Source organism: Streptomyces sp. NPDC029836, assembly GCF_055574495.1.
The window spans coordinates 329,118-351,578 of sequence record NZ_JBVHZI010000007.1 but is presented as its reverse complement, the minus strand read 5'-3'; the positions used below and the strand labels follow the sequence as shown (position 1 = coordinate 351,578).

General features: G+C 72.2%; 21 protein-coding genes. 2 read left to right on the top strand and 19 right to left on the bottom strand.

Annotated features, from left to right (window positions below):
• Positions 1-115: 115 nt before the first annotated feature.
• The 5 genes from ACZ4XJ_RS22370 to rpe all read right to left on the bottom strand — a co-directional run bounded on the left by ACZ4XJ_RS22370 (position 116) and on the right by rpe (position 3,199).
• Positions 116-529, bottom strand: coding sequence for a barstar family protein (locus tag ACZ4XJ_RS22370; RefSeq protein ID WP_362884044.1), 414 nt, complete (start codon positions 527-529; stop codon positions 116-118).
• Positions 526-984: a guanyl-specific ribonuclease gene (locus ACZ4XJ_RS22365; RefSeq protein ID WP_362884042.1), complete on the bottom strand. Its 459-nt coding sequence runs from the start codon at positions 982-984 to the stop codon at positions 526-528. Before ACZ4XJ_RS22365 ends, ACZ4XJ_RS22370 begins: the two co-directional genes overlap by 4 nt.
• Positions 985-1,033: 49 nt before the next feature.
• A complete protein-coding gene (locus ACZ4XJ_RS22360) occupies positions 1,034-1,255 on the bottom strand; it encodes a CarD family transcriptional regulator (protein WP_281205152.1) in 222 nt (73 codons plus the stop codon).
• A gap of 105 nt (positions 1,256-1,360) precedes the next feature.
• Entirely contained in the window at positions 1,361-2,374 is a 1,014-nt protein-coding gene (locus tag ACZ4XJ_RS22355; RefSeq protein ID WP_281205210.1) for a sugar-binding transcriptional regulator, read from the bottom strand.
• 138 nt (positions 2,375-2,512) lie between these two features.
• On the bottom strand, positions 2,513-3,199 hold the full coding sequence (rpe, locus tag ACZ4XJ_RS22350) for a ribulose-phosphate 3-epimerase (protein WP_362884040.1): 687 nt from the start codon (positions 3,197-3,199) through the stop codon (positions 2,513-2,515).
• 133 nt (positions 3,200-3,332) lie between these two features.
• Here rpe and ACZ4XJ_RS22345 point away from each other — a divergent pair, with 133 nt between their 5' ends.
• On the top strand, positions 3,333-3,791 hold the full coding sequence (locus tag ACZ4XJ_RS22345) for a GNAT family N-acetyltransferase (RefSeq protein WP_362884038.1): 459 nt from the start codon (positions 3,333-3,335) through the stop codon (positions 3,789-3,791).
• An 86-nt stretch (positions 3,792-3,877) separates the two neighbouring features.
• On the opposite strand, the gene ACZ4XJ_RS22340 is transcribed toward ACZ4XJ_RS22345, so the two are convergent.
• Together ACZ4XJ_RS22340 and fmt are read right to left on the bottom strand one after the other, a co-directional pair.
• Positions 3,878-5,356, bottom strand: coding sequence for an RsmB/NOP family class I SAM-dependent RNA methyltransferase (locus ACZ4XJ_RS22340; RefSeq protein WP_468497114.1), 1,479 nt, complete (start codon positions 5,354-5,356; stop codon positions 3,878-3,880).
• A 100-nt stretch (positions 5,357-5,456) separates the two neighbouring features.
• A complete protein-coding gene (gene fmt / locus ACZ4XJ_RS22335) occupies positions 5,457-6,401 on the bottom strand; it encodes a methionyl-tRNA formyltransferase (protein ID WP_468497113.1) in 945 nt (314 codons plus the stop codon).
• Positions 6,402-6,653: 252 nt separating this feature from the next.
• Here fmt and ACZ4XJ_RS22330 point away from each other — a divergent pair, with 252 nt between their 5' ends.
• Entirely contained in the window at positions 6,654-7,202 is a 549-nt protein-coding gene (locus tag ACZ4XJ_RS22330) for a hypothetical protein (protein WP_468497112.1), read from the top strand.
• A gap of 144 nt (positions 7,203-7,346) precedes the next feature.
• On the opposite strand, the gene ACZ4XJ_RS22325 is transcribed toward ACZ4XJ_RS22330, so the two are convergent.
• From ACZ4XJ_RS22325 to ACZ4XJ_RS22270, 12 genes are all read right to left on the bottom strand, one after another.
• Complete coding sequence (locus tag ACZ4XJ_RS22325) at positions 7,347-9,446, bottom strand: primosomal protein N' (RefSeq protein ID WP_468497111.1); 2,100 nt, start codon at positions 9,444-9,446, stop codon at positions 7,347-7,349.
• A 90-nt stretch (positions 9,447-9,536) separates the two neighbouring features.
• Positions 9,537-10,745, bottom strand: coding sequence for a methionine adenosyltransferase (metK, locus tag ACZ4XJ_RS22320; protein ID WP_362884653.1), 1,209 nt, complete (start codon positions 10,743-10,745; stop codon positions 9,537-9,539).
• A 194-nt stretch (positions 10,746-10,939) separates the two neighbouring features.
• Positions 10,940-12,166: a bifunctional phosphopantothenoylcysteine decarboxylase/phosphopantothenate--cysteine ligase CoaBC gene (coaBC, locus tag ACZ4XJ_RS22315; RefSeq protein WP_362884651.1), complete on the bottom strand. Its 1,227-nt coding sequence runs from the start codon at positions 12,164-12,166 to the stop codon at positions 10,940-10,942.
• A 137-nt stretch (positions 12,167-12,303) separates the two neighbouring features.
• Positions 12,304-12,576, bottom strand: a complete 273-nt coding sequence (gene rpoZ / locus ACZ4XJ_RS22310) for a DNA-directed RNA polymerase subunit omega (protein WP_004948662.1) — start codon at positions 12,574-12,576, stop codon at positions 12,304-12,306.
• Between the two features lie 150 nt (positions 12,577-12,726).
• Positions 12,727-13,290 (bottom strand): guanylate kinase, encoded by a 564-nt coding sequence (gene gmk, locus ACZ4XJ_RS22305; protein WP_362884650.1) that lies wholly within the window; start codon positions 13,288-13,290, stop codon positions 12,727-12,729.
• Between the two features lie 61 nt (positions 13,291-13,351).
• A complete protein-coding gene (gene mihF / locus ACZ4XJ_RS22300) occupies positions 13,352-13,675 on the bottom strand; it encodes an integration host factor, actinobacterial type (RefSeq protein ID WP_362884649.1) in 324 nt (107 codons plus the stop codon).
• 404 nt (positions 13,676-14,079) lie between these two features.
• On the bottom strand, positions 14,080-14,922 hold the full coding sequence (pyrF, locus tag ACZ4XJ_RS22295) for an orotidine-5'-phosphate decarboxylase (protein WP_468497153.1): 843 nt from the start codon (positions 14,920-14,922) through the stop codon (positions 14,080-14,082).
• A 5-nt stretch (positions 14,923-14,927) separates the two neighbouring features.
• Positions 14,928-16,037: a quinone-dependent dihydroorotate dehydrogenase gene (locus ACZ4XJ_RS22290; protein ID WP_468497110.1), complete on the bottom strand. Its 1,110-nt coding sequence runs from the start codon at positions 16,035-16,037 to the stop codon at positions 14,928-14,930.
• Between the two features lie 88 nt (positions 16,038-16,125).
• Positions 16,126-19,434 (bottom strand): carbamoyl-phosphate synthase large subunit, encoded by a 3,309-nt coding sequence (gene carB / locus ACZ4XJ_RS22285; RefSeq protein WP_468497109.1) that lies wholly within the window; start codon positions 19,432-19,434, stop codon positions 16,126-16,128.
• A complete protein-coding gene (carA, locus tag ACZ4XJ_RS22280) occupies positions 19,427-20,590 on the bottom strand; it encodes a glutamine-hydrolyzing carbamoyl-phosphate synthase small subunit (RefSeq protein WP_468497108.1) in 1,164 nt (387 codons plus the stop codon). The genes carB and carA overlap by 8 nt, the downstream gene beginning before the upstream one ends.
• The gene (locus ACZ4XJ_RS22275; protein ID WP_362883369.1) at positions 20,587-21,177 is read right to left on the bottom strand and encodes a PH-like domain-containing protein; all 591 of its coding nucleotides are present in this window, start codon (positions 21,175-21,177) and stop codon (positions 20,587-20,589) included. Before ACZ4XJ_RS22275 ends, carA begins: the two co-directional genes overlap by 4 nt.
• Complete coding sequence (locus ACZ4XJ_RS22270) at positions 21,174-22,460, bottom strand: dihydroorotase (RefSeq protein ID WP_362883371.1); 1,287 nt, start codon at positions 22,458-22,460, stop codon at positions 21,174-21,176. Before ACZ4XJ_RS22270 ends, ACZ4XJ_RS22275 begins: the two co-directional genes overlap by 4 nt.
• Between the last annotated feature and the right edge of the window lies 1 nt (position 22,461).

The window sequence follows — 22,461 nt, the reverse complement described above, 5'->3', positions numbered from 1 at the left end:
GGGGTGGCGGGCCCGGGGAGGGCCGCCGGCCGTCCTGAGCGGCCCACCCACGCTCCCGGTGGGGAGGCACCGCGCGAGGTCGCACCCACTCCCCCGCGCGCCTCCCGCCCGGTCGTCAGCTTCCGGTGTCGGCGCGGCGCGCGCGGCCCGGGGCGGTCGTCGCGGGTCCCGCGAGCAGCACGGTGAGGGGCGGGCGGCCGTCGTCGCCCTGCCGCCAGAAGTCGACGGCCTCCTCCAGGACCTCCCGCAGGGTCTCCCAGTCCGCCGGGCGGGCTTCGGCGTACTCGCGCCAGGACGTGACGACGAGCAGCCGGCCGGGGGCGGCCGGCAGCCAGGAGAGGTCGCTCAGCACGTCGGCGAGGGCGTCCCAGTTGGCGCCGAACCATTCGGGGGCCCGCAGCGCGCGTCCGCAGCGGCGCATGAGGGCGGTCTTGCTCCGGACGCCCTCCAGGTCGAGCCGTACGGTCGCCCAGCCCGCCTCCTCGGCGGCCGCGAGGGCGGGGGCGAGCGGCTGCGGGTCCAGGCTCATCGGAGAACCGCCTTGAAGGTCTCGTAGTGGTCGTCCGTGTAGTAGAACTCCCCGCCCTGCCCCGTCACGATCCGCCGGGCCCCGCGGTCCCGTTCGCCCGGTGTCCTCACGGTGAACTCGCGGTAGTAACCGCGCTTCTGCTTCGGCAGGACCTTCTCGAAGTTCCCGAAGACGGTGTCGTCCTGCCGGTACGCGTACGGCCCGCCCTCGTCGATCAGGGCGAGCACCTCGCGCGCCTGTTGCGGCAGCGCGTCGGCGCGTACGGTCGCCATCCCGTCGGCCCACCCGGGCAGCGCGGAACGTCCCGTGGGCTTGCCGCCGGAGGAGACCTCGGCGGTGGCGGGCGGGGCCGGGGCGGATTCACCGCCGCAGCCCACCACACCGGCCGACGCGACACAGAGGAACAACATCCCCAGTACGCGCAGCAGTGATCGGGGCACGCTCCGAAAGATCATGCGCCGATCGTGCCAAATATCCGATTCGCTCGCGAATCGCCCGGTCGCGTCAGAGAGCGGCCATCTTGGTGTACGGACTCAGGACGCGGCACTGGATCGAACCGAAGTCGACGAGAACGGCGATTCCCTCCTCAACACCGACGACACGGCCGAGGCCGTGCTCGTCGTGAGTCACCCGGTCGCCGACGCTGAACTGCCGGAGCGGCGGTTCCACGGGGGCCTTGAACGGGCTGGACGGCAAATGGCGGCGAGGTACTGCGGACTTAGTCATTGAATCCAGTATGCGCCCCCGGGGGCGCCTCGCGGTCCGCTGTTCGGGTCTCGATTCCGGCACCATCCCGATCACACGACCGGGAACGGGGAGCGGCCGGCTCCGTCAGTCGTCGGGGTCGGCCCGGTCCAGCGCCGGACGGAGCCCGGGAGCCGACTCGGTCAGCAGGTAGTCGGCGACCGCGGTGTCCGTAACGAGGCTGGTCACCAGGCCCGAACGGAGGACGGCGCCGATGGCGGACGCCTTGCGCAGGCCGCCCGCGATGGCCACGACCTCGGGGATCCGACGGAGCCGGTCCGCCTCCACGGTGATGCACCGCTCGCCCAGGTCCCGGCCCACCCGGCGCCCGTCGGCGTCGAACAGATGGGCGGACATTTCGGCCGCGACACCCAGCGAGGCGTAGTGCGCCCGCTCCTCGTCCGTCAGCATGTCGTGGACGGTCGAAATGCCGGGCTCCCAGGAGCCGATCGACACGGCCGCGACGGTCACCTTGTCGAAGTACTCGAAGGCCCGCGCGATCCCGGTCTGACCGCGCAGCGCGGCCGCCGTCGCGGGGTCGGGCAGCAGCATCGGCGCGTAGATGGGGTGCGCGTCGCCGCCGGAGACCTGCGCGGCCCTGCGCACGGCCTCCACGGAGCCGCGCTCGGCGGTCCCCGCGTCGTACACGCCGGTCAGTTGCACGACGGTGCAGGGCGGCAGCCGGTGCAGCGAGGCGGCCATGTGGATGGTGGAGCGTCCCCACGCCAGCCCGAGCACGTCGCCCTCGTTGACCAGCTCGCCCAGCAGGTCGGCCGCGACCGCGCCGAGGTTCTCCGGGTCCGGGGCGTCCTCGGTGGCGTCGGCCGGCGATTCCACCACGACGGCGTGCCGCAGTCCGTACCGGGCGCGGAGCGCGTCGGAGCGCTCCGCGTCCAGTTCCGCCGGCACCCGGATCTCGATGCGCACGAGGTCGCGTTCGAGGGCGGTCTCCAGGACCCGGGCCACCTTGAAGCGGCTCACGCCGAACTCCTCGGCGATCTGGATCTTGGACTTGCCCTCCAGGTAGAAGCGACGCGCCATGGCCGCCGCCTGCACCAGCTCCGCGGGTCCCATCCGCAGGGCTGACCGTCCCGCCGACATTGCAGACACCGCGTTCTCCTCACTGCTGTTCACACTGTCGTGTTCACACTCTCGACTCGCCGTTCATCCTGTCAGATCCGACGGCCGTTGATCAGCCTGGACGGCTTCCGTTCACCGAGCTGTTCACCCACGCTCGACTCAGTGGTCGCAACCCCATGGTGCGGCGGCGATCGCCGCGCCCGCCTGCTCGCGCAGGGTGCGCACCGCGGCGGCGGGATCGACCGCTCCGTAGACCGCGCTGCCGGCCACGAACACGTCCGCGCCGGCCTCCGCGACCCGCTCGATCGTCGAGGCCGAGACCCCGCCGTCGACCTGGAGCCACAGGTCCAGACCGTGCTTGGCGATGAGCTCGCGGGTGCGGCGCACCTTGGGCAGCATGATGTCCAGGAACGACTGCCCGCCGAAGCCCGGTTCGACCGTCATGATCAGCACCATGTCGAGCTCGGGGAGGATGTCCTCGTACTGTTCGATCGGGGTGCCCGGCTTGAGCGCCATCGCGGCCCGGGCGCCCATGGCCCGGATCTCGCGCGCGAGGCGCACCGGCGCGGCGGCGGCCTCGGCGTGGAAGGTCACCGATCCGGCGCCGGCCTCCACGTACTGCGGGGCCCAGCGGTCCGGGTCCTCGATCATGAGGTGCAAGTCGAGCGGGATGTCCGTGGCGCGGCTGAGCGACTCCACGATCGGCACGCCCAGGGTCAGGTTCGGGACGAAGTGGTTGTCCATGACGTCGACGTGCAACCAGTCGGCCCCCTCGACGGCCCTCGCCTCCTCGGCGAGGCGGGCGAAGTCGGCGGACAGGATGCTGGGATTGATCTGAACGGCCATGCCCCCAAGCCTGCCATGCCCTCGGCCACTTCCGGCCACGGCCCCGGAACTCTTCGTCGTGATGGCCACGCTCAAGTGATCATGAATCGCTTCCCACTTGCCGTTCGGCGTGACGCCGCCCGACCCTGTGTCCATGGACGACGGCTACGAACTCTCCACCGACCCCGACCGGCTCGACCTCGACGCGGTCCACCACTGGCTCTCCACCGACGCGTTCTGGGCGCTGGGGCGCAGTCGGGACACCGTCGAACGGTCGGTGCGCGGCTCCCTCAACTTCGGCGCCTACGACGCCTCGGGCGCCCAGGTCGGCTACGCCCGCGTCGTCACCGACCTGGCCACCTTCGCCTGGCTCTGCGACGTCTACGTGGCCCCCGCGCACCGCGGCCGGGGCCTCGGCACCCGGCTGGCCGGCGCCGTGCGCGACCACCTCGCCCCGTACGCGCTCACGCGCGTCCTGCTCTCCACCCTCGACGCTCACGAGGTCTACGCGAAGGTCGGCTTCGTCCCCTTCCCGGACCCCGAGAAGTTGATGGTCTGGACCCCGGAGAAAACCGCGAGCCACCCGGAGCCCCTTCCGCCGGCCCGTTCCTGAACGACCCGGACGCGCCGTGCCCGGCCGGGGCCCCGGCCCACTGGACGCCCGTCCACCGAGCGGGCGCGCCCCGGCCCCGCCGACCGCTACGCCGTGCGGCGCAGCAGCGCCAGGTACATGGCGTCCGTGCCGTGCAGGTGCGGCCACAGTTGGACGTCCGGGCCGTCGCCCAGCGCCGGTACGCCCGACATGTACGGGCGGGCGTCGATCAGTTCGGCCGCCACCGGCGCCGCCGCGGCGCCCCGGCCCTTCAGGACGTCCTCCACGACCACCCGGGTCTCCGCCAGGTGCGGGGAGCAGGTGGCGTAGCCGACGACGCCGCCCACCCGCACCGCGGCCAAGGCCTGCCGCAGCAGCCCGCGCTGGAGCGGCGCGAAGCCCTCCAGGTCCTCGGGGCGTCGCCGCCAGCGGGCTTCCGGGCGGCGCCGGAGCGCGCCCAGACCGGAGCAGGGGACGTCCACGAGGACCCGGTCGAAGGAGCCCGGCAGCCACGGGGGCCGCGTGCCGTCGGCCGCGATGACCTGGTACGGCCCGGGGTTGCCGGCCAGCGCCTGCCCGACGAGCCGCGCCCGGTGCGGCTGCTTCTCGGAGGCCAGCAGGAACGCCCCGCGCCGCGCGGCCAGCGCGCCCAGCAGGGCCGCCTTGCCGCCCGGGCCGGCGCAGCCGTCGAGCCAGCGCGCGTCGCGGCCCTCGACCGGCACCGCCGCCAGGGCCATCGCCACCAGCTGGCTGCCCTCGTCCTGCACTCCGGCGCGCCCGTCGCGGACCGCCTCCAGCGCGCCCGGCTCGCCGCCCTCCGCCATCCGGACGGCGTACGGGGACCAGCGGCCCGGCAGCGCCGAGTCCTCGCCGACCGCCTCCAGCAGTTCCTCGGGGGTGGACCGGCCGGGCCGGGCCACCAACGTCACCTCGGGGCGCTCGTTGTCGGCTTCGAGGAGGTCCTCGATCCCGGCGCGCCCGCCGCCCAGCGCGTCCCACAGGGCGCTGACGACCCAGCGGGGGTGGGAGTGGTACACGGCGAGGTGTTCCTCGGCGTCGTCCTCGTACGGCGGGGCCACCCGCTCCAGCCAGCCGTCCAGGTCGTGCGCGGAGATCTTGCGCAGCACCGCGTTCACGAACTTGGCCCGGCCGTCGCCGAGGACGACCCGGGCCAGCTCCACGCTGGCCGACACGGCCGCGTGGGTGGGGATGCGGGTGCCCAGGAGCTGGTGCGCGCCGAGCGAGAGCACGTCCAGCACCGGCGGGTCCACCTCCCGCAGCGGACGGTCGATGCAGGCCTTGATCACCGCGTCGTAGGTGCCCTGGCGGCGCAGCGTCCCGTAGACGAGCTCGGTGGCCAGGGCCGCGTCGCGCGCCTGGAAGCTCTCGTCCTGGCGGGCCTTGCGCAGCAGCGGGGGCAGGACGAGGTTCGCGTACGCGTCGCGCTCGTCCACCGCCCGGAGCACTTCGAAGGCCAGCATCCGGACGGGGTCCTTCTGCGGCCGGCGGTAGGGCTTGCCCGGCTTGCCGGACGGCTTGCCGTCACCGGCGGGACGCCGGTTGGGCTGACGAGGCTGTTCGCTCACGTGAAGGGTGCTCCGGAGGTACGAGTGCTGCGAATGTGCGGTGGAGGTGCGGACGGCCGGGGCGGCCGGGGGCGCTGCGCGCGGGGCGTCACCGCCGGGTTCAGCCTACGTCGGCTCCGCCGAGGCGCTCGCCGGGCGCGATCCGCACCCCGCGCGCCCAGTCGGCGGCCTTCATCGGCTTCTTGCCCTGCGGCTGGACCCAGAGCAGTTCGACGGCGTGCGAGCCGGTGCCGACGTGAACGTTGTTCTTGGCCGGGGCCAGCACGCCGGGCTCCAGGTCCGTGCGGTCCGGCACCGGGCCGACGGAGATCAGCTTGAGCCGCTCGCCGCGAAAGACCGTCCACGCGCCCGGGGCCGGGGTGCAGCCGCGCACGACGCGGTCGACGCGCAGCGCGGGGGCGGCCCAGTCGATCCGGGCGTCCTCGACGGTGATCTTCGACGCGTGGGACACCCCGTCGGCGGGCTGCTCCACGGCGCGCAGGGTGCCGTCCTCGATGCCGTCCATGGTCGCCGCGAGCAGGCCGGCGCCGGCGAAGGCCAGTCGGGTCAGCAGATCGCCGCTGGTGTCGGTCGGGCGGACGTCCTCGGTGAGGATGCCGAAGACCGGGCCGGTGTCGAGGCCCTCCTCGATGCGGAAGGTGGAGGCGCCGGTGACCTCGTCCCCGGCCATGACGGCGTGCTGTACGGGGGCGGCCCCGCGCCAGGCGGGCAGCAGCGAGAAGTGCAGGTTGACCCAGCCGTGGCGGGGGATGTCCAGGGCGCTCTTGGGGAGCAGCGCGCCGTAGGCCACGACCGGGCAGCAGTCCGGGGCGATCTCGCGCAGCCGGGCCTGGAACTCCTCGTCGCGCGGGCGGGCGGGCCGCAGGATCTCGATGCCCGCCTCCTCCGCCCGCTGCGCGACGGGACTGGCGACCAGTCGGCGACCGCGTCCGGCGGGTGCGTCGGGCCGTGTCACGACGGCGGCGACCTCGTGCCGCCCGGAGGCGAGGAGGGCGTCCAGGGCGGGCACGGCGACCTCGGGGGTGCCTGCGAAGACCAGCTTCACTTGGGTCCTACCTCGCTATCCGGGCTGTCAGCAGCACACCAGTCTATGGGCCCCCCGCGAGGCCGCCCACCTGCGGCCCCGAGGGGGCGTACGCGGACCCGCGCGCCCCTCGCATATGCCGACACGCCCCCAGTGCGTGACCTGGGCGCCGGGTGACGCGTTGGTCAAGAGAGATTGACCGAAACGGGCCGCGCATCAGAACGGTGTCTGCGGCCCCATCCGCTCTTCAGCACCGGTTCGAGAGGCTTCTCCATGGCCGACCACGCCACCCATGACGCCCAAGCACGGGCCAGCCTGCACCTCCTGGTGCGGGACATCGAGCGGGTTCGCCGGCAAGTGGACGCGCTGCGTACGCTCACCGCCCAGCTCGGCAACGTGTACCGCCCGCGCCGCTCCGGGCCCTCCACGGGCTTCGTCGTCTACGGCAGGGCGCCGGCACCCACCGTCCGCCTCGCGCAGGAACTCCGGGACAGCGTCGAGACGCTGGTCACCGCGGCCGTGGACTTCGACCGCTCGCTCGGATTCTCGTGGGACGCCGTGGGCTCGGCGCTCGGCGTGACCAAGCAGGCCGTCCACCGCCGCTACGGGGCCCGCCGCGCGCAGACCACCGAGGCCGCCGAGCAGCCCGCCGAGGGCACCACCACCCGGGTCCTGGGCCCGCTGCCCACGATCCCGGCGGCCCGCACGGTCCCGCCGCAGCCCGTACGCGAGGACTCCGCGGCCGGGGCCCCGGCCGCGTCGGCCGCGTCGGCCGCGCCGGCCGCGCGAACCCCGGCCTTCCCCGGCCCGCGCAACGGCTGACCCGGAGTCCGCCGCCGGGTCGCCGACCCCCGACGGCCGGCCCCGATCCCGCGCCACCCGCCCCCGGCGGGACGACCTCACCGGTCGTCCCGCCGGGGGCGGGTGGCGTACCCGGGACACCCGGCCCCTCTGCCCCGCCGCCGGTCAGCCGATGTCCGGCGGATCGATGCGGACCCGGATCGCCTCCGCCGCCGGTACCCCGCGTGCCATCCGGGCGGCCTGCGCCGACTTGAGGGCGGCGGCCAGCGCGGCCCCGCTCCCGGGCGGGACCCGTACCAGCGCCCGCTCGCCGGGCGAGGGCTCCCCCCGCCGGCCGGGCAGCGGCACCGGGCCCAGGACCTCCGCGTCGGGCGGCAGGGCGGCGGCCGTGAGGAAGGCCTCCAGGGCGTCCCCCCGGCCGGCCACGGCGGCCATCCGGGACACCGGCGGGAACCCCAACTGGGCGCGCTCCGCGAGTTCCCGTACCGCGTGCCCCACCGGGTCCCAACGGACCAGGGCCTGCACGGGCCGCAGCGTCGGCTCGGCGACCACCACCACCTGCCCGTCCGCCCGTACCAGGGACGAGGCGGCGATCCAGCGGCGCAGCGCCTCCTCCCCCGCCCGCAGGTCGGGCCGGGTCAGCATGGCCCAGCCGTCGAGGAGCAGGGCGGCCGCGTATCCGGCGCCCGTCGCCACCGGTTCGGCGCCCGGCGTGCACACCACGAGGGCGGGCCGGTCCGGCACCTCGTCCAGGACGTGGTCGCGCCCGGAGGTGCGTACGGGTACGGCCGGAAAGGCCCGCCCGAGCTCTTCGGCGGTCCGCCGGGCGCCCACCACTTGGGCCCGCAGCCGGAACCCGCCGCACTCCTCGCAGTGCCAGGCCGGCTCCGCGCGCCCGCACCACCCGCAGTGCAGATCCCGTTGGTCGGGCGCCTCCAGCGGTCCCGCGCACACCGTGCAGCGGGCCGGGGCGCGGCAGCGTTCGCAGGCCAGGCGGGGCACGTAGCCGCGCCGCGGCACCTGGACCAGGACGGGGCCGGACTTGAGGCCCTCCCGGACGGTTTCCCAGGCCAGGCTCGGCAGTCGCGCGGCCCGGGCCGCGCCGTCGCGGGCGAGGAGTTCGTCGCCCACGGTCCGGATCTTGGGCACCGCGGCGCGCACGGTCGCCCGGTCGGCGGTCAGCGGCCGGGCCCACCCGGACTCGACCAGTTGGGCGGCCTCGACGGTGCAGCTGGTGCTGCCGGCGAGGAAGGCGCAGCCGTCGGTGACCGCCCGCAGTTCGAGTACCTCCCGGACGTGCGGGAAGGGGGCGTGGTCGTCGGAGTGGCTGGAGTCGCCGTCGTCCCAGACGGCGACGAGCCCGAGGTCCCGTACGGGGGCGAACATCGCGGCCCGGGTACCGACGACGGCGCGCACGGAACCCCGGCTGACCGCCAACCACTGCCGGTAGCGCTTCTCGGGGCCGGATTCGGCGGTGAGCAGCGCGTGCCGACCTTCGCCGAGCAGGGCGGTGAGTGCCGCGTCGACCCGGGAGGCGGTCCGCCCGTCGGGGACGACGGCGAGGGCGCCGCGACCGGAGGCGAGGGTGGCCGCCATGGCGCGGGCCAGTTCGTCCGCCCAGCCGGGGCCGGGCAGGGCCGTCCAGACGGCGCGGGGGGTGCCGCCGCCGGCGAGGGCGCGCAGGAAGCCGGGGCCGGCGCCGTAGCGCTCCCAGCCCGCGGGGTCGGGCGCGGGGGGCGGGGGCAGCGGCTCGGGCGAGGGCTTGGCCTCGGCGCGGGCGTTGCGCGGGGGCAGGGCGAGCTGGAGGACGTCGGCGAGGCTGCCCGCGTACCGGTCGGCGACGGCCTGGGTCAGGGCCAGCATGCGGGGGCCGAGGACCACCTCGGGCGAGACGACCTGGGCCAGGGCGGCCAGGGCGCCGTCGTAGTCGGACTCGGCGCGCCGCTCGACGATGAACCCGTCGATGAGGCCGCCGCCCTCGCGGCGCCCGCCGTGCACCCGGTGGGCGCCGGCGCCGAACCGGACGCGGACGCGGACGCCGGGCTGCGCCACCTCGGCGAGTTCGGCGGGCACGGCGTAGTCGAACGGCCGGTCGAGGTGCAGGACGCCCTTGTTGACGAGGACCCGGGCGACCGGGAGTTCCTCGGCGAGGGCCGCTCCGCGCCAGGTCCGCGGTTTGGCCTTGGGGGCCTTGGCCTTCGCCTCGGCGACCATCTCCCGGATCAGGGCGAGCTGTTCCGGCGGGGAATCGTTCGCGCTGCTCACCCTGCATTCTTACCAAATGACACCGACAGCGAACGGCCCCGGACCGATGGGTCCGGGGCCGTTCGTCAGGTGCGGTACCCCGCGGGTCGCCTACAGACCGGCGGCGGCGCGCAGGGCGTCGACGCGGTCGGTGCGCTCCCAGGTGAAGTCGGGGAGTTCGCGGCCGAAGTGGCCGTACGCGGCGGTCTGCGCGTAGATCGGGCGCAGCAGGTCCAGGTCGCGGATGATCGCGGCCGGGCGGAGGTCGAAGACCTGGCCGATCGCGTCCTCGATCTTCTGGACGTCGACCTTGGCGGTGCCGAAGGTCTCCACGAACAGGCCGACGGGCTCGGCCTTGCCGATCGCGTACGCGACCTGGACCTCGCAGCGCGAGGCCAGCCCGGCCGCGACGACGTTCTTCGCGACCCAACGCATGGCGTACGCGGCGGAACGGTCGACCTTGGACGGGTCCTTGCCGGAGAAGGCGCCGCCGCCGTGGCGGGCCATGCCGCCATAGGTGTCGATGATGATCTTGCGGCCGGTCAGGCCGGCGTCGCCCATCGGGCCGCCGATCTCGAAGCGACCGGTCGGGTTCACCAACAGCCGGTAGCCCTCGGTGTCCAGCTTGATGCCGTCCTCGACGAGCTGCGCCAGCACGTGCTCGACGACGAACTCGCGGATGTCGGGCGCGAGCAGCGAGTCCAGGTCGATGTCCGCGGCGTGCTGCGAGGACACGACGACGGTGTCGAGGCGGACGGCCTTGTCCCCGTCGTACTCGATGGTGACCTGGGTCTTGCCGTCGGGACGCAGGTACGGGATGGTCCCGTTCTTGCGGACCTCGGACAGGCGGCGGGAGAGCTTGTGCGCGACGTGGATCGGCAGCGGCATCAGCTCGGGGGTCTCGTCGCAGGCGTAGCCGAACATCAGGCCCTGGTCGCCGGCGCCCTGCTTGTCGAGCTCGTCCTCGTCGCCCTCGACCCGCTTCTCGTACGCGGTGTCGACGCCCTGCGCGATGTCCGGGGACTGCGCGCCGATGGACACCGAGACGCCGCAGGAGGCGCCGTCGAAGCCCTTCTTCGAGGAGTCGTAGCCGATCTCCAGGATCTTCTCGCGGACGAGCTGCGCGATCGGCGCGTACGCCTTCGTCGTCACCTCGCCGGCGATGTGCACGAGACCGGTCGTGATGAGAGTCTCCACGGCCACACGCGAGGTGGGGTCCTCGGTGAGGAGCGCGTCGAGGATCGTGTCGCTGATCTGGTCAGCGATCTTGTCGGGGTGACCCTCGGTCACGGACTCCGAGGTGAACAAGCGACGGGACACAACGCTCCCTGGGGTTGCAGCGGCTGCTGGCTGATCATTTGGCGGAACCACATCGGGGGCTGCGCCCGATCACGTTCCTGGTGCAGTTTATCGGTCGCCACCGTTTGCCGGACCACCCGTCTCGCCTTATGGGAGCCATGTGACCTGCGGCACTCCATTCTTACGCACCGGACGTCCCGCGAAAAGGGCGACGCTCAGTCGCGTCCGGCGGCCCGCGCGGGCGCGAGCCTCGGGACGACCTGGTCCCAGATCATGTCCGCCAAGGCTTCCTTCGGACCATGGGGAACCGGGGTCTCGGCGCCGTCGGAGGCGAGGATGACGGCCTCGTTCTCCTCCGAACCGAAGGTCTTGCTCTCCCCCACCTCGTTGACCACGAGGAGGTCGCACCCCTTGCGGCGGAGCTTCGCGCGGCCGTTGGCGAGGACGTCGTCGGTCTCGGCGGCGAAGCCGACGACGACCTGGCCGGCCGTCGCCCGCTCGGCGGAGATCTCCGCCAGCACGTCGGGATTGCGTACGAGCGCCACCGGCTCGGGCTCCCGCCCGTCCTGCTTCTTGATCTTCCCGTCCGCGTACCGGGCGGGCCGGAAGTCCGCGACGGCCGCCGCCATCACCACGGCATCGGCGTCGCCGACCGCCTTGAGCACCGCTTCCCGCAGCTGGAGGGCCGTGCCCACGCGGACGACGTCCGCCCCGGCCGGGTCGGCGAGGGCCGTGTTGGCGGCGATCAGGGTGACCCGCGCGCCCCGGGCGACGGCGGTCCGGGCGAGGGCGTAGCCCTGCTTGCCGGAGGAGCGGTTGCCGAGGAAGCGGACGGGGTCCAGGGGCTCGCGCGTCCCACCGGCGCTGATCACGACGTGCCGGCCGGCGAGGTCCGGCTCGCCGACGCCCCGGGCCAGGACCGTGCGGCAGACCTCGAAGATCTCCTCCGGGTCGGGCAGCCGCCCCTTGCCGGTGTCCTTGCCGGTGAGCCGGCCGACGGCGGGCTCGATGACGAGGGCGCCGCGCCTGCGCAGCGTGGCGACGTTCTCCTGGGTGGCGGGGTGCTCCCACATCTCGGTGTGCATCGCGGGCGCGAAGACGACCGGACAGCGGGCCGTGAGCAGCGTGTTCGTGAGCAGGTCGTCGGCCAGCCCGTGGGCGGCCTTGGCCAGCATGTCGGCGGTGGCCGGGGCGACGACGACGAGGTCGGCGGACTGGCCGATGCGTACGTGGGGCACCTCGTGGACGGTCTCCCAGACCTGCGTGGAGGCCGGGTTTCCGGACAGCGCGGCCCAGGTGGCCTCGCCGACGAAGTTCAGGGACGCCGCCGTCGGCACCACCCGTACGTCGTGTCCGGACTCGGTCAGCCGGCGCAGCAGTTCGCAGGCCTTGTAGGCGGCGATCCCGCCGCTGACCCCCAGCACGACCTTCGGCTTACCCACCACGCACTTCCGTTCAGGATCGATCTGTCGGTGACGCCCGTCGGACCCGTCGGACCCGTGAGGCCCGTCCGACCCTACGACACACCACAGGCCCGGCAGATGTCCTGCCGGGCCTGTGGTGAAGGAATCTCGGTGCCTTACTGAGCCGGGGCCTCGATGGCCTCGGAGGTCAGCAGACCCGCGTTGATCTCGCGCAGCGCGATCGAAAGCGGCTTCTCGTGGACGTGGGTGTCCACCAGCGGGCCGACGTACTCCAGCAGGCCCTCGCCCAGCTGGGAGTAGTACGCGTTGATCTGACGCGCGCGCTTGGCCGCGTAGATCACGAGGCTGTACTTCGAGTCCGTGGCCTCGAGCAGCTCGTCGATCGGCGGGTTGATGATGCCCTCGGGCGCAGTGATGGAAGAGGACACGCTCTACCTTCCGAAGATGGGTGATTGATCGAACGATCAAGAACTGACCGCGACCACAGGGTGGATCACATGCTCGATCGCGAAGTGGATCGCACGTTGAAAGACATGCCGCCGATCAACCATCGATCGACGCAATCAATCGATCAACGATCAGACGACATTCATCAAGGCTAGCAGCTCGCGCGCCACGTCCTCGACGGAGGTGTTGACCAGGGTGGTGTCGAACTCGGATTCGGCAGCGAGTTCGATCTTGGCGGTGGCGAGACGGCGCTCGATGACCTCCGCGGTCTCGGTGCCGCGGCCGGTGAGCCGGCGGACCAGTTCGTCCCAGCTCGGAGGGGCCAGGAAGACGAGCTGGGCGTCGGGCTTGGACTCGCGGACGAGCCGGGCGCCCTGGAGGTCGATCTCCAGCAGTACGGGCTCGCCGTTGTCCAGGCGTTCCAGCACCGCGCCGCGCGGTGTGCCGTAGCGGTTGCCCGCGAACTCGGCCCACTCCAGCAGCTCGCCGTTGGCGATCAGCTTGTCGAACTCGTCGTCGTTGACGAAGAAGTAGTGGACTCCGTGTCGCTCACCGGGCCGCGGCTTGCGGGTGGTGGCCGACACCGAGAGCCATACCTCGGGGTGGACTGTACGCATATGCGCGACGACCGTGCTCTTGCCGACCCCCGAGGGGCCGGAGAGCACGGTCAGCCGCGGACGAACCTCTGCTGCCATAGAGCGATTATCCAGCTTCTCGGGACTGCCTGAGAACGCCGGGAGAACTTCGGGCAACGCCTCAGGCGTTGCTACCGCCGAACTCACGCTCCAGAGAGGCGATCTGGTTGGAACCGAGACCTCGGACACGCCGGGACTCGGAGATGCCGAGGCGCTCCATGATCTGCTTGGCGCGGACCTTGCCGACGCCGGGCAGCGACTCCAGAAGGGCGGAGACCTTCATCTTGCCGATGACGTCGTTCTCCTGACCCATCTTGATGACGTCGTGGAGAGTGGCGCCGGAGTGCTTGAGTCGATTCTTCACCTCGGCCCGCTCCCGGCGAGCCGCGGCGGCCTTTTCGAGCGCTGCTGCGCGCTGTTCAGGGGTAAGGGGCGGAAGAGCCACGCCTACGTCACCTCGGATGTCGAACTGTCGGATACGGACCGGCACGGAGCCCCAGGGCACCACGCCGGGCGAGCCCCCGAACAGCGACAAAATTCGTTCGCTGCTCGTTCACTCTGGTCGGAGACTAGCGGCCAAGGCCGCTCCAGTCAGCGAGAACGGACGAAAAGTCCTGGTCAGCCTCCACTGAACCGTACATCACGGACAAAATACCCCGGTTTTGTCCGGGGAAAGGCGTTCGAATTTCGTCAGGCCGTGCCACGAAGCCCGCCGGCGGCGTCGATGAAGCCCATCGGTTCCGTGTTCCGGGACGGCCGTACGTGACCTTGCCCACCCGGGGACGACGGTGGGGCCGGACCGCTGGAAAAGCGGTCCGGCCCCACCGGTTTCCGGGTGCTCCCGACGCGCTAGCCGGCGACGGCCGCGCGGACCTCGTCGGCGAAGCCCTTCGCGGCGGCGCGCAGGGCCGCCGCGTCAGGGCCGTGCTTCAGGACGCCGCGCGACACGTTCGGCACGACGTTGCCGACGGCCCGGCCGAAGACGGCCGGCAGATCGGCGGCCGTCGCGCCCTGGGCCCCGATGCCGGGGGCCAGCAGCGGGCCGTTGATGTCGAGGTCGAAGGAGGACAGGTCGCCGAGGGTGGCGCCGACCACCGCGCCGAAGGAGCCCATCGGCTCGGCGCCGGCGTTCTCCGCCGCCAGGTGCGCCAGCATCGTCGCGCCGACGGTACGGCCGTCCTCGCGCAGGGCCCGCTGGACCTCGGCGCCCTCCGGGTTGGAGGTGAGGGCCAGGACGAACAGGCCGGCGCCCGACTCCCGCGCCAGGTCGACGGCCGGCTTCAGCGAGCCGTAGCCGAGGTAGGGGGAGACCGTCAGGGCGTCCGAGAACAGCGGCGAGGACGGGTCCAGGAAGGCGGAGGCGTAGGCGGCCATCGTCGAGCCGATGTCGCCGCGCTTGGCGTCCATCACGACGAGGGTCCCGGCGGCGCGCGCGTCCGCGACGGTCTTCTCCAGCACGGCGACGCCGCGCGAGCCGAACCGCTCGAAGAAGGCGGCCTGCGGCTTGAAGACGGCGACCTCCTCCGCGAGGGCCGCCACGACGGTGCGGGAGAACCGCTCCAGGCCCGCGATGTCGTCGCCCAGGCCCCAGGAGGCCAGCAGGGCGGCGTGCGGGTCGATGCCGACGCACAGCGGGCCCCGCGCGTCCATGGCGGCGCGCAGACGGGTTCCGAAGGGGGTCACGGGGGTCACGGGGCTCACAGCGCGGCCTTCCGGGTCTCGGCGCCCACGGCCTCGGCCAGGGTCGCGTACGGGCTGTTGGCCAGGCGCGCGGCCAGGCCCTTGTGGATGGCGCGGGCGTAGAAGGGGCCCTCGTAGATGAAGGCGCTGTAGCCCTGGATCAGGGTGGCGCCCGCGAGGATGCGCTGCCAGGCGTCCTCGGCGTTCTCGATGCCGCCCACGCCCACCAGGACGATCCGGTCGCCGACGCGCGCGTACAGGCGGCGCAGGACCTCCAGCGAACGCTCCTTGACCGGCGCACCGGACAGTCCGCCGGTCTCCTTCACCAGGGAGGGGGAGGACGTCAGGCCCAGCCCCTCACGGGCGATGGTGGTGTTCGTGGCGATGATGCCGTCCAGGCCGAGTTCCAGGGCGAGGTCGGCGACCGCGTCGACGTCCTCGTCCGCCAGGTCCGGAGCGATCTTGACGAGGAGCGGGACGCGCCGGTCGGTGACCGCCCGGTCCGCGGCCTCGCGGACGGCGGTGAGCAGCGGGCGCAGCGACTCGGTCGCCTGGAGGTTGCGCAGGCCCGGGGTGTTCGGGGAGGAGACGTTGACCACGAGGTAGTCCGCGTGCCGGGCCAGGCGCTCGGTGGACAGCACGTAGTCGGCGGCGGCCTCGGCCTCCGGGACGACCTTGGTCTTGCCGATGTTGACGCCGACGACGGTCCGGAAGACCGGGTTGCGGGCCGCGAGGCGTTCGGCGACGGCCTCGGAGCCCTCGTTGTTGAAGCCCATGCGGTTGATCAGCGCCCGGTCGGCGACGAGGCGGAACAGCCGCTTCTTGGGGTTGCCGGGCTGGGCCTGACCGGTGACCGTACCGATCTCGACGTGGTCGAAGCCGAGCATCGACATCCCGTCGATGGCGACGGCGTTCTTGTCGAAGCCGGCGGCGAGGCCGAAGGGGCCGTGCATCCGCAGGCCGAGGGCCTCGGTGCGGAGCTCCTCGTGGCGCGGTGCGAGCGCGGCCGCGACGAAGGTGCGCAGCACGGGGGTGCGGGCGGTGAGGCGGATCCAGCGGAAGGCCGCGTAGTGGGCCCGCTCCGGGTCCATCCGCTTGAAGACCAGGTTGAAGAAGAGCTTGTACATCGTGGAGAGGATCCCTCTGCGCTCATGGAAAGGGGGACACCCGTCGTGAAACCGGTGTCCCCCCTCCCGTGTCCGGGCTGTACGGGTGTTAGGCGCGGGCCGCGGTCAGGATCTCCGCGTGCTCCTGGAGGGAGCGGACGCCCACGTCGCCGCGGTTGAGCGCGTCGATGCCCTGGACGGCGGCGGCGAGCGCCTGGACCGTCGTCAGGCAGGGGACGCTGCGCGCCACGGCCGCCGTGCGGATCTCGTAGCCGTCGAGGCGGCCACCGGTGCCGTACGGGGTGTTGACGATCAGGTCGACCTGGCCGTCGTGGATGAGCTGGACGATGTTCTTCTCGCCGTTCGGGCCCTCGCCCTCGCTGAGCTTGCGCACGACGGTGGCGTTGATGCCGTTGCGGCGCAGGACCTCGGCGGTGCCGGAGGTGGCCATCAGTTCGAAGCCGTGGGCGACGAGTTCGCGGGCCGGGAAGATCATCGTGCGCTTGTCGCGGTTGGCGACGGAGATGAACGCGCGGCCCTTGGTGGGCAGCGGGCCGTAGGCTCCGGCCTGCGATTTGGCGTAGGCGGTGCCGAAGACGGAGTCGATGCCCATGACCTCGCCGGTGGAGCGCATCTCCGGGCCCAGGACGGTGTCGACGCCGCGGCCGTGGATGTCGCGGAAGCGCGACCAGGGCATGACGGCTTCCTTGACGGAGATCGGCGCGTCGAGCGGCAGGGTGCCGCCGTCGCCGTTCCTGGGCAGCATGCCCTCCTCGCGGAGTTCGGCGATGGTGGTGCCGAGCGAGATGCGGGCGGCGGCCTTCGCCAGGGGGACGGCGGTGGCCTTCGAGGTGAAGGGCACGGTCCGGGAGGCGCGGGGGTTGGCCTCCAGGACGTAGAGGATGTCGCCGGCCATGGCGAACTGGATGTTGATCAGGCCGCGGACGCCGACACCCTTGGCGATGGCCTCGGTGGAGGCGCGCAGGCGCTTGATGTCGTGCCCGCCGAGGGTGATCGGGGGCAGGGCGCAGGCCGAGTCGCCGGAGTGGATGCCGGCTTCCTCGATGTGCTCCATGACGCCGCCGAGGTAGAGCTCGGTGCCGTCGTAGAGGGCGTCGACGTCGATCTCGATGGCGTCGTCGAGGAAGCGGTCGACCAGCACGGGGCGGGTCGGGGAGATCTCGGTGGACTCGGCGATGTACGACTCCAGCCGGGTCTCGTCGTAGACGATCTCCATGCCGCGGCCGCCGAGCACGTACGAGGGGCGCACCAGGACCGGGTAGCCGATCTCGTCGGCGATGGCCTTGGCACCCGCGAAGGTGGTGGCCGTGCCGTGCTTGGGGGCCGGCAGGCCGGCGTCGGCGAGGACCTGGCCGAAGGCGCCGCGGTCCTCGGCGGCGTGGATGGCCTCCGGGGAGGTGCCGACGACGGGGACGCCGTTGTCCTTGAGGGCCTGGGCGAGACCGAGGGGGGTCTGGCCGCCGAGCTGGACGATGACGCCGGCGATGGGACCGGCCAGCGACTCGGCGTGGACGATCTCCAGCACGTCCTCGAGCGTCAGCGGCTCGAAGTACAGGCGGTCGGAGGTGTCGTAGTCCGTCGAGACGGTCTCGGGGTTGCAGTTGACCATCACGGTCTCGTAGCCGGCGTCGCTGAGGGCGAAGGAGGCGTGGACGCAGGAGTAGTCGAACTCGATGCCCTGGCCGATGCGGTTCGGGCCGGAGCCCAGGATGATCACCGCGGGCTTGGTGCGCGGGGCGACCTCGGACTCCTCGTCGTAGGACGAGTAGAAGTACGGGGTCTTCGCGGCGAACTCGGCGGCGCAGGTGTCGACCGTCTTGTAGACGGGGCGGACGCCGAGGGCGTGGCGGACCTCGCGGACGACGTCCTCGCGCAGGCCGCGGATCTCGGCGATCTGGTGGTCGGAGAAGCCGTGGCGTTTGGCCTCGGCGAGCAGCTCCGGCTGGAGCTTCTCGGCGGCGGCCAGGTCGTCCGCGATCTCCTTGATCAGGAAGAGCTGGTCGACGAACCAGGGGTCGATCTTCGTGTACTCGAAGACCTCTTCCCGGGTGGCGCCGGCGCGGATGGCCTGCATGACGGTGTTGATGCGGCCGTCGGTGGGGCGGACCGCCGTGGCGAGCAGCTCCTCCTTGTCGCCGGTGGGGCCGACGAAGGTGAACTGCGAGCCCTTCTTCTCCAGCGAGCGCAGGGCCTTCTGCAGGGCCTCGGTGAAGTTGCGGCCGATGGCCATGGCCTCGCCCACCGACTTCATGGTGGTGGTGAGGGTGGCGTCGGCGGCCGGGAACTTCTCGAACGCGAAGCGCGGGGCCTTGACGACGACGTAGTCGAGGGACGGCTCGAAGGAGGCCGGCGTCTTCTCGGTGATGTCGTTGGGGACCTCGTCGAGGGTGTAGCCGATGGCCAGCTTGGCGGCGATCTTGGCGATCGGGAAGCCGGTGGCCTTCGACGCGAGCGCCGAGGAACGCGAGACGCGGGGGTTCATCTCGATGACGATGACGCGGCCGTCGGTCGGGTCGATCGCGAACTGGATGTTGCAGCCGCCGGTGTCGACGCCGACCTCGCGGATGATCGCGATGCCGATGTCGCGCAGTCGCTGGTACTCGCGGTCGGTGAGCGTCATCGACGGGGCGACGGTGATGGAGTCGCCGGTGTGGACGCCCATCGGGTCGAAGTTCTCGATGGAGCAGACGACGACGACGTTGTCCTTGGTGTCGCGCATCAGCTCCAGCTCGTACTCCTTCCAGCCGAGGATGGACTCCTCCAGGAGCACCTCGGTGGTCGGGGAGAGCGTCAGGCCCTGGCCGGCGATGCGGCGCAGCTCGTCCTCGTCGTGGGCGAAGCCGGAACCGGCGCCGCCCATGGTGAAGGACGGGCGCACCACGACGGGGTAGCCGCCGAGGATGTCGACGCCCTCGATGACGTCGTCCATCGTGTGGCAGATCACCGAGCGGGCGGACTCGCCGTAGCCGATCTTGGCCTTGACGGCCTCGACGACGCCCTTGAAGAGGTCGCGGTCCTCGCCCTTGTTGATGGCCTCGACGTTGGCGCCGATCAGCTCGACGCCGTACTTCTCCAGCACACCCTGCTCGTGCATGGAGATCGCGGTGTTGAGCGCGGTCTGGCCGCCGAGGGTGGGCAGGAGCGCGTCGGGGCGCTCCTTCGCGATGATCTTCTCGACGAACTCGGGGGTGATCGGCTCGACGTACGTGGCGTCGGCGATCTCCGGGTCGGTCATGATCGTCGCCGGGTTGGAGTTCACCAGGATGACCCGCAGGCCCTCGGCCTTGAGGACGCGGCAGGCCTGGGTACCGGAGTAGTCGAACTCGGCTGCCTGACCGATGACGATCGGGCCGGAGCCGATGACCAGGACGGACTGGATATCGGTGCGCTTAGGCACGCTCGGCCTCCATCAGGGCGGATTCCATCAAAGACGTGAAACGGTCGAAGAGGTACGCGGCGTCGTGCGGGCCGGCGGCCGCCTCGGGGTGGTACTGGACGGAGAAGGCGGGCTGGTCGAGCAGCCGCAGGCCTTCGACGACCTGGTCGTTCAGGCAGACGTGGGAGACCTCGGCGCGGCCGTAAGGGGTCTCGGACACCTTGTCGAGGGGCGCGTCGACGGCGAAGCCGTGGTTGTGCGCGGTGACCTCGACCTTGCCGGTGGTGCGGTCCTGGACGGGCTGGTTGATGCCGCGGTGACCGTACTTCAGCTTGTAGGTGCCGAAGCCCAGCGCGCGGCCCAGGATCTGGTTGCCGAAGCAGATGCCGAACAGCGGCGTCCGGCGGGCCAGGACGCCCCGCATGACGGCGACGGGGCCGTCGGCGGTGGCCGGGTCGCCCGGGCCGTTGGAGAAGAACACGCCGTCCGGGTCGACCGCGTAGACGTCCTCGACGGTCGCGGTCGCGGGCAGCACGTGCACCTCGATGCCGCGCTCGGCCATCCGGTGCGGGGTCATGCCCTTGATGCCCAGGTCGATCGCGGCGACGGTGAACTTCTTCTCACCGATCGCGGGAACGACGTACGCCTCCTTGGTGGCGACCTCCGCGGCGAGGTCGGCGCCCTTCATCTGCGGGGCTTCCTTGACGCGGGCCAGCAGCGTCTCGTCGCGCACGCCGGTCCAGGCGTCGCCGGAGAAGATGCCGACGCGCATGGCGCCGCGCTCGCGCAGGTGGCGGGTCAGGGCGCGGGTGTCGATGCCGGAGATCCCGACGACGCCCTGCTCGACGAGCTCCTCGTCCAGCGAGCGCTGCGAGCGCCAGTTGGAGGGGACGCGGGCGGGGTCGCGCACGACGTAGCCGGCGACCCAGATGCGGGAGGACTCGGGGTCCTCGTCGTTGACGCCGGTGTTGCCCACGTGCGGCGCGGTCATCACGACGACCTGCCGGTGGTACGACGGGTCGGTGAGGGTCTCCTGGTAGCCGGTCATCCCGGTGGAGAACACGGCCTCGCCGAAGGTCTCCCCCACAGCGCCGTAGGCACGGCCGCGGAAGATGCGACCGTCCTCCAGGACGAGTACGGCGGGAGCTTTGGCTGCTCCCCTGGTGGAGGTCGTCATCGTTCGGCGCCTTCCGTCGTGATGGATGAGTTCTGTGTTACCAGCGTGTCGATGCTTCGAACCCAGGCGGCGTGTTCGGCCGCCCGGTCGGAGCGGAATCCGGAGTCGATCAGCTTGTCGCCGTGCGCCCATGTGACGACGAGGAGACCGCCCTCGGTGAGTACCTTGCCCGCGATTCCCTTGTCGAGGCGGGCGCCGCGCAGCTGCGCGGCCGGTACGAAGAAGTCGGTGGCACCCGGTCGGACCACGTCCAGGCCCGTGTCGGTGAGCGTCAGCTCGACCCGGCTGCGGACGCCCAGTCCGTGGGCGACGATCCGGTCCAGCCACTGCCCGGCCGTGGTCGAACCGTGGTAGCGGCCGGTCAGTGCCAGTCGGTGCTCGGGGAGTCCGTCGGGTGCGACGGGCAGCTCCGGCAGATCGCTCTGCAGTGCGCCGCGCCATTTCCAGCCCTGCCGCATCAGCCAGTACACGAACGCGATGAAGACGAGCAGACCGATCACCCACGCGATGCGGGCGCCCCAGTCCGTCACCTCCGCCGACTGTCGCTCGGCAGCCTCTGCGGCCAGTTGGATCACTGCAGGTGTCACGCCAATGTCCCGTCCACGACCGTTGCCCGGCCCCGCAGGAAGGTGTGAGTGACGCGCCCCGGCAGCTCACGGCCCTCGTAAGGCGTGTTGCGGCTGCGGGAGGCGAAGTGTGCGGGGTCCACGACACCACGGTACGAGGTATCGACCAAGGTCAGGTTCGCGGGTTCACCTGCCGAGACGGGTCGGCCGTGGTTCTCCAGGCCGCCGATGCGCGCCGGGGCGAAGGACATGCGCTCCGCGACGCCCGCCCAGTCGAGCAGTCCGGTCTCGACCATCGTCTGCTGGACGACGGACAGCGCGGTTTCCAGGCCGACCATGCCCATGGCGGCGGCGGCCCACTCGCAGTCCTTGTCCTCGTGCGGGTGCGGGGCGTGGTCGGTGGCGACGATGTCGATCGTGCCGTCGGCGAGCGCCTCGCGCAGGGCCAGCACGTCGCGCTCGGTGCGCAGCGGCGGGTTGACCTTGTAGACCGCGTTGTACGAGCGGACGAGCTCGTCGGTGAGGAGCAGGTGGTGCGGGGTCACCTCGGCGGTGACGTCGATCCCGCGGGACTTGGCCCAGCGGACGATCTCGACGGAGCCGGCGGTGGAGAGGTGGCAGATGTGCACGCGGGAGCCGACGTGCTCGGCGAGGAGGACGTCGCGGGCGATGATCGACTCCTCGGCCACGGCCGGCCAGCCGCCGAGGCCGAGCTCGGCCGAGACGATGCCCTCGTTCATCTGGGCGCCCTCGGTCAGTCGGGGCTCCTGGGCGTGCTGGGCGACGACGCCGCCGAAGGCCTTCACGTACTCCAGGGCGCGGCGCATGATCACGGCGTCGTCGACGCACTTGCCGTCGTCGGAGAAGACGGTGACGCGGGCGGCGGAGTCGTGCATGGCGCCCAGCTCGGAGAGCTGCTTGCCCTCCAGGCCGACGGTGACGGCGCCGATGGGCTGCACGTCGCAGTAGCCGGACTCCTTGCCCAGTCGCCACACCTGCTCGACGACGCCGGCGGTGTCGGCGACCGGGAAGGTGTTCGCCATGGCGAACACCGCGGTGAAGCCGCCGGAGGCCGCGGCGCGGGTGCCGGTCAGCACGGTCTCGCTGTCCTCGCGGCCGGGCTCGCGCAGGTGGGTGTGCAGGTCGACGAGGCCCGGCAGGAGGACCCGGCCCGCCGCCTCGATGACGGTCGCGCCCTCGGCGGACAGGTCCTGTCCGACCTCGGCGATGGTCTCGCCGTCGATCAGTACGTCCTGCGCCTCGCCACCGAGTACCTTCGCGCCACGGATAAGGATCTTGCTCATG